Origin of the sequence: Flavobacterium sp. (assembly GCF_044368625.1) — a bacterium.
GTDB lineage: Bacteria > Bacteroidota > Bacteroidia > Flavobacteriales > Flavobacteriaceae > Flavobacterium.
On sequence record NZ_JBIPPD010000145.1, the window covers coordinates 1 to 8,245 of the forward strand.

The following is an 8,245-nucleotide window of genomic DNA, read 5'->3' on the forward strand; positions in this document are numbered from 1 at the left end:
AAAAGCAAGCTGGATGCGGCTAAATTACAACTTGAAAAAGCAAAAGAAAAAAAAGACATTTGCGAGACAGAAAGCCAAGAATTAAGGAGTCAACTTGCAGTTTTTAGGGCAAAAATGGACGGAATTGACAATACCATCTCGCAAACCCAGCTCGATTTGACCGCCCTAAAAAACAGTTTGCAAGACTATTTTGAAAGTCCCGATTGGTGGCAAAAATGGAACGAAAAACCACAAGACTTTGTGGCCTCGATACGTTCATTTTCTGCAGAATGGAAAACCAAATCCGAACAATTAGCATTGGATTTAAACAAAAGCACAACGCTTATATCGGTCCTTGAACAACTGAAAAATCAAGAGAAAAATATTCTAGACGATTTGGCTCAAAAAACGACAAGTACTGCTATTTTAGAAAAAGATTTAGCAGAAAAAACCATTGCCCGAAAAGCCATTTTTGAAGGGCAACCCGCAGATTTGATGGAACAAAAACTTGCAAATGACGTGAGTGAGGCAAAGAATAATGTGGAAAATATTACCCATCAAGTGAATCAAAACGCGGTACGTGAAGCAACTTTAGAAGCTCAAAAAACAGCAACTGTTACCGGTATTGCCAAACTCGCTTTGGAAATAGCAAATGCCAACGCAAAAATAGAGCAATGGCTGCAACTATTCCATCAAAAAACACAACAAACCATTACAATTACTGGATTGCAAACACTTTTGAGCTACTCCTTGGAATGGATGGAAAGCGAACGAAAAATGGTCCGTGAAATAGCCGACGAACAAACAAAAGCCGCAACGATCTTTGAGGAACGAACACAAATTTTAGCCGAGCATACCGCCAAAAAACCTTCCGAGCGACCATTGGAAGAGTTAACAGCGCTACACCAAAATGCTCAAATTGAAAATGAAAATTTTGCACAAGCAAAAGCCAATATTGGATTCAAAATTGCCGAAAATGAACGAAATAAATTGAAAATTGGCGCTTTGTTGGATGCTATTGCTTTGCAAGCCACGATTGCAGACAATTGGAGCAAACTCAACGACGTGATTGGTTCGGCGGATGGAAAAAAATTCCGCCAAATTGCCCAAGAATACACACTCGAAGTGTTGTTGAGTTACGCCAACATCCACCTTAAAGATTTGACCAGCCGCTACAAAATAGAACGCATTCCGAACACGTTGGGGCTTCAAGTTGTAGATTTGGATATGGGCGACGAAATCCGAACTGTGTATTCCCTTTCGGGTGGCGAATCGTTTTTGGTTTCGTTGGCTTTGGCACTTGGTCTCGCTTCGCTGTCGTCGAGTAAGATGAAAGTCGAGTCGCTATTTATTGACGAAGGTTTCGGTTCGCTTGATCCAAATACGCTAAATATCGCGATGGACGCCCTCGAACGTTTGCACAACCAAGGGCGAAAAGTGGGTGTAATTTCGCACGTGCATGAAATGACCGAACGCATTCCCGTTCAAATAAAAGTCAGTAAAAAAAGCAGCGGAAGGAGTTTGGTAGAAGTGGTGGGATATTAGTGAACCTAATTTTATTTTGACTTTTACGGGAAACCGTAATACAATTTAAATCTGCTGGTTTAAGTTTGTACTGTTCAAAAAAACTTTTGTTTTTAAATATAGATTTACTTTTCAATCGATTGATTATTAGTGTTTTTTTTTATAATAGAAATCTACTAAAGTCTTTCTGTCAAAAGGCAAAATTTTAAAAATTTTGATCTTGAAAAGTATTTGACGGTTTTAACAGACCCTCAAAAATGAAATACCCTATCTATTTTCATCCAAGTGGTTTTTTAAAAACGAATTGTACGAAATTAAAACCACAAGCACTGCAGATGAAAAATTACGTTATAAATAGTATTATTTTAGTCTTCACTTCCGGAGCATTATTTGCGCAACGTATTACCTTAAACGAGTTGCAACTTTTTTGTACCAATAAAAATTGGGAAACCACCAATAAAAATTTATTGCTACAGAAATGGGATTACTACAATTCTACAAAAGGAGATGACGAACACTACGACATCATTACCTGGGCAAATGGGCGGAATTATACTAACGACACCAAAGCTACAGCTTGGTTGTACCTGTATAATTATGACGATCTACCTAGTAGAATCATGTACCGTTTCAGGCAAAAAGAATACTACACTGCCATACAATCGCAATTAAAAACGTTTGGTTACACACTTACTGACGAATCGATTTATGATGAAAAGGTCACAGCTACATACGAAAACGCAACGTTTGTTTTAAAAATTGCCTACAAAAGAGAGGTGGATGAAGAAGACGATTATTATTATTCGACTGTTCAAAATAGCAAAAGAACGTTTACAGTATATGAAGCTACTATCTTTAAAAAAGGAGGCGTTTATGATCCAAACAACGGTTTTAAGAAAGACTACGATGAAGACGGAACTTTAGCTTTTGAGTACTTTTTGAAAAATAGTAAACTAGAAGGGAAAGCTACACGATACAATTCTGACGGAAAGATAACCGCACTTTTTAATTTTAAAAACGGCAATAAGCACGGAAAAAACAGTACCTATGAATTTATAGAAGATTCTGAAGTCTACATTGAAACGATTAGTACTTACAAAGACGGGACGATAAATGGAAAAGTGATTGAATATATAATAACTCCCGAAGAAAAATATATTGCTAGTGTGTACACGTATAAAAACGACATTCTTGATGGTACCGCTTTCCAATCTCGAAAAAGTGTGATTCAGGAAATGTCCTACAAAAATAATCTTTTGGAAGGAAGTTATAAAGAGTATTTGGACATGAAAAGTGTTTTCTACGGTGGTTTAGGCAGGATTGATACGCTTGCGATGCCTACTCTATTGCTTTTAGAACAAAACTACCGCAATGATAAGCTGGAAGGTAATGCAATAGAATACGATTTAACAGGTGTTAAAATTGCGGAAGGAACGTACAGAGACAGTTTGAAAACTGGAACGTGGAAGTATTATTATGAAACCATACGTAATGGAGATGGTACAGCTGCCGAAGGATCAGGAAAACTTCATCGTATTGCAAGCTACAGTAATGGCAAATTGGACGGGGTTTCCGAAACATTTTCTGCATCTGAAAATGTCAAAATCGATTGTCCTGAAGATTCAGGCGAAGACGATGAATGCTTTAAAAGAGAGCTAATCTATTTTCATTTAATTTCGAATTACAAAGAAGATGAACTCGACGGTTTTTATGAAATGAAACACAAAAATGGAGACCTATTAGCGAGGGGAAACTACGAGAACGGTATGCGAGTGGGGAAATGGATCCACTACTCAACTTCAAAGTTTTGTGATTTTGAGGGTATTGTAAAATCCTACGAGACGGGAAATTATAAAAACGACCTGAAGGAAGGACTTTGGGAACGAATTGATGACCACAAACTGCTATTAGAAACTTACTTTTATAAATCGAGTAAAATTGACGGAAAACATGTTTCGTTCAAAAATGGACAGCCTGTACTCCATAAATATTTTACAGCTGGAAAGTTCGATAAATTTGAGATTTTAGAAAATGGTCAAATCCATAAAAGTGTGCAGCTTGTAGGCGAAAACACAAGTCAATATAATCTACAAGAACTATTATTTTCAGCAAACGGCACTGAACTTATCACGTTGACTATCAAAAAAGCGGACGGGTTTGTCGTTGAAGGTAGAGATTTTCCAACTGTTTATCAAAACCTTTCGCCAGAATTAAAAATAAAGAATGGCTTGTATGAACTTATTTCTAAAGAGAAGCAAATTTTATCTACCGGAAACTACCAAGATAATTTGAAAAACGGCATTTGGAAGGACGTTTATTTGGACCAAAACGTTCAAATGACGACCATTTGGGAAAGGGGCGTTATAAAAAGTGAAACTTACTGGGACTTAAAAAAACGAGAAGAATTTAGCGGCGAGTTCATTTATTTAAACGTTCAAAATAATACCACAGAGGAGCGAAAAGTTAAAAACGGAAAACGAAATGGAACTACACGTTATAAAGATCAAAATGATAAAACTATAAAAAAGGAATCGTACAAGGAAGGAATCATCAAGGAGTAATAAAAAAAGGCAATATGATTTGCATCAATCTTTGAATGATTTTTAAAAATTGCACTATAAAAAGACCGGTTAAAAAGGATATTTGTTGTAAAATACTTCACTATTAATTCAAAATTCTGACGTAAAAACAGGGTATTGACCTTAACAATTTCATCGACAAACGAAAGTATAAAATGATGTTGTTACGATGTTGAAGGTACGCTTTCTAGCTGAAATACAAGTTTACCAACGCTAACATATGGTTATTATAATTTTACTAAATTATAATAATTTAACTCAATATTATAAAAATATTTGTACTACTTTTGCACATTATCAAATTCAATCCCCATCGGGATTAAAGTAGTATAAGCCAAAAAAATTATTACCAACACTGCATGTATATGAAATCAAATTACTTTCTTTTCCTCATTTTGTTTGTCTTTACTTTAGGATATAGCGCAAACACTTCAAAACCTTTTGCTCTTTCCGCTACAATTACGGGGGGAACTACAGTTTGCCAAAATGCTGCAGCTCCATTAGTCACTTTCACAGGAAGTGGAGGGACAGCTCCTTATACTTTTGTTTATAGTATTAATGGAGGAGCAAATCAATCGATAGTTTCAGGCACGAACGATTTTGCATCTATTAGTGTCGCTACAACTATAATCGGAGAATTCAGTTACAAATTAATAAGCGTTCAAGATGCGTCTGGAGTTGAAGTTTTAACTTTGAATCCCGTACTTGTGAAAGTGATTGCACCATTTACGGTCTCTGCAGGTTCAAATATTTTGGTATGCAGAGGAAACCCAATTAATTTAGTGTCAACTATTTCAGGAAATGGCGCTAATGCAGTAACTTATTCGTGGACAGGACCTAATGGATACACCTCAAATCAGCAATCTCCTACATTAGCTAATTCTACTATTTTAATGTCGGGTAATTATACGGTTACTGCAACTATAGGAAGTTGCTCAGTCCAAGATGTTGTAAATGTTACAGTTCTTGAACCAAAAATAGCAAGTGCTCAGTTACAAGATTATAATGGTAGTGAATGGTTAGTAAAATGTACAGATCCAGGAGCATCAAGTGGATTAGTTTTTATATCTAACGGATTAGCTCTTGATTTACAATCTAATATAACGAGCTACTCTGTAAATTGGGGAGACTCCAGTTCATCAATATTTACATCTACTAATTCTAATTGGTCAACTAACCATCAATATAATGTAGGATTGTATACTTTAACTATTACTGCAAACACTACTACAAGCTGTGTCATCACCAAAAACTACACGGTTTTTGTGGGAAATCAGCCAGCTTCTCCACTAATTCAATTACCGACAAATGCCCAAGGTTGTGCTCCATTTACCTTAATATTTCCAATTTCTGGTGTTTCTGATAATATTCCTGGCACCACCTACAAAATTATTTTTTCCGACGATCCAACTAATCCTTTAACATTCACTCAATTTAATATTCCAACTTCTGTAACAAGAACATTCAACACCTCTTCTTGCGATTCTATATTTACTAACGGTAACAACATTGAAAATAATGGATTTGGAGTGTCAATACAGGCAATAAATCCATGTGGATCTGCGAGTTCTTCATCAGGTCCTATAAGAACATCTGCTGCACCAACAACCCTTTTTACGTTACCTCAAAAAGGATGTCTAAATCAAATAATTACAACAAATAATCAATCTACACCTGGTTCATCTGTAACAGCAACACAATGTAACCCAGTAGGTGGAAGATACTGGGAAATTTCTCCTTCAAGTGGTTGGACGTTAGCAAGTGGAAGTTTAGGAAATAACGGAGGGTTTCCTAGTGATTTTGCAGGATGGATTAATGGATCAATAAATTTAAGTATCAATTTTACAATCGCTGGTACATATACTGTAAAATTATATCAGAGAAATGGTTGTTCACAAACTTCAATCGATACAAAAACAATCTGCATAGAACCCCCATTAACACCCCAATTTACCCTAAACACCAATTCAGGTTGTGCACCTTTAGCAATTACCACCACTAATACAACTTTAGTAACCAATCAATGTGAGGCACCTACTTACAAATGGGAAGTTACCCATGCAGCTGGTTTTTGCAGTACTACCAATCCTACATTTGCCAATCAAACTACTGCAAATGCTTCGTATAATTTTATAGAAGCGGGAACTTATACGATAAAATTAACCACCACAAATTCCTGCGGATCTACTACGACTACCAAAACCGTCGAAGTCAAAAAACCACCCGTAATTTCCATAAATGCAATTACAGCTATCTGTGCGAATGGTTCAATAACACCAACGGCTGAAATTCCAACTTGCGCCACCGCATCGGGAATCGTAACTTATGTGTGGAGTTTTCCTGATGGAAATCCAGCAAGTGCAGCCACTGCAAATCCAGGAGCTATTTCTTATGCAACTCCGGGCGTAAAAACGATCTCGTTAATTGTAACCAACGCTTGTGGCGCTTCTAATACCGCAACGCAAACCTTTACAGTTAATCCAACACCCATAATTACAAATACCGTCTTAAGTCAAACCATTTGTTCTGGTACCGCTACCACACCAATTATTTTGACAACTGCTCCAACTGGTGCGACTTTTACGTGGAATGTTGCGGCAACCGCTGGTATTTCAGGTTTTACTCCATCGGGTACATCAAGTACGATACCCACTCAAACTTTAACAAATACTAATTCAACTTCAGGAACAGTTACCTATACGATTACACCGAAAATCGGTAATTGTACCGGAGTTTCTGTAAATTATGTCGTTACTGTAAATCCAGCACCAGCAATAACTACTCAACCCGCTCCAAGTAACGTTTGTTTAAATGGTACGGCAACACCTTTGACTGTTGTCGTGAATGCCGCGGTTGGAGTTCCAACTTATCAATGGTACAGCAACATTACAAACTCTACTATAGGAGGAACTGCTATTTCAGGCGCTACTTCAGCTACTTTTATTCCGCCTACAAACGTGGTCGGCGAAGTTTATTACTACTGCACGGTTTCTGTGGTTCTTGGAGGATGTTCTAGTTTGACTTCTGCAATTGTATTGGTTAATGTAGTGGCACTACCAACAATTACGACACAGCCTATTGCCTCACAAAACATTTGCGTTGGAGTTTCAATTGTAAATCCACTTTCTGTAGTTGCGGCTGGAGGCATAGGAACTGCTTCTTACCAATGGTACTCCAATACTTCCAGTGCTACCACAGGCGGAAGTGCAATAAATGGTGCTAATAGTGCAACTTATTCACCTCCAACCTTTAATACGGCAGGAACTTTCTATTATTATGTTACAGTAACCTATTCAGGAAACAATTGCGGCTCTGTTACAAGTCAATCCGCTATTATAAATGTTTCTCCTGATCCTACTATTACCACGCAACCACTTGCCACACAAACGTTATGTTCAAACGCCACTCCTACTGATTTAACTGTTGCCGCGTCAGGGGGAAATGGGACTTTTAGTTATCAATGGTTCAGTAATAATTCAAATTCTAATAGTGGTGGAACAGCGGTTTCTGGAGCAACAAATGCAACTTTTACGCCACCCACAAATACAGTCGGAATCAAATATTACTACTGTATAATTATACAATCTACATTGGGTTGTGGGGTAACGAGTGCGGTTTCAACTGTAATTATAAATCAATCGCCTACTGCTTCAATTCCATCGGGTCCTTTTACGTCGTGTATTGGCGGAAGCCCAAATGCATTGACAGTAACTGTTGCAAATGGAGTGGGAACTCCAACCTATCAGTGGTATTCCAATAGTGTAAATAGCAATGCAGGAGGAAATGATATCCCAGGTCAAACAAGTGTCACATTTTCTCCACCAGCACTTACTGCAGGTACTACATTTTATTATTGCCTAGTTACTTTTCCAGGAATAACAGGTTCTTGTGCGACAGTGGCAACGAATACGACTCAGATTATTATTATTGAAGCGGGAGTTGTTTCTATTCTACCAAATGCACCGCTTAACTTATGTGTTGGCGCAACCATTACAGCTCCGTTGACTGTTTCGTATACAGGTGGAACGGGAACAGCTACGTATAAATGGTACGCTAATACAACAAATTCAACTACTGGTGGAAGCTTGATTTCTGGTGCAAATGCTAGTACCTATACTCCTCCTGTTTTTACTACAGCAGGATCATTCTTCTATTATGCCGAA

General features: G+C 37.5%; 3 protein-coding genes. All 3 read left to right on the forward strand.

From position 1 onward, the window contains the following. Positions 1-1,524 (forward strand): SbcC/MukB-like Walker B domain-containing protein (locus ACIQ2X_RS11055; RefSeq protein WP_396178980.1); only part of this gene is annotated, 1,524 nt, incomplete at its 5' end. Positions 1,525-1,760: 236 nt separating this feature from the next. After that, on the forward strand, positions 1,761-4,064 hold the full coding sequence (locus ACIQ2X_RS11060; protein ID WP_396178981.1) for a hypothetical protein: 2,304 nt from the start codon (positions 1,761-1,763) through the stop codon (positions 4,062-4,064). Between the two features lie 383 nt (positions 4,065-4,447). Beyond that, positions 4,448-8,245, forward strand: a 3,798-nt coding sequence (locus ACIQ2X_RS11065; RefSeq protein ID WP_396178982.1) for a PKD domain-containing protein, incomplete at its 3' end; no start/stop codon positions are given.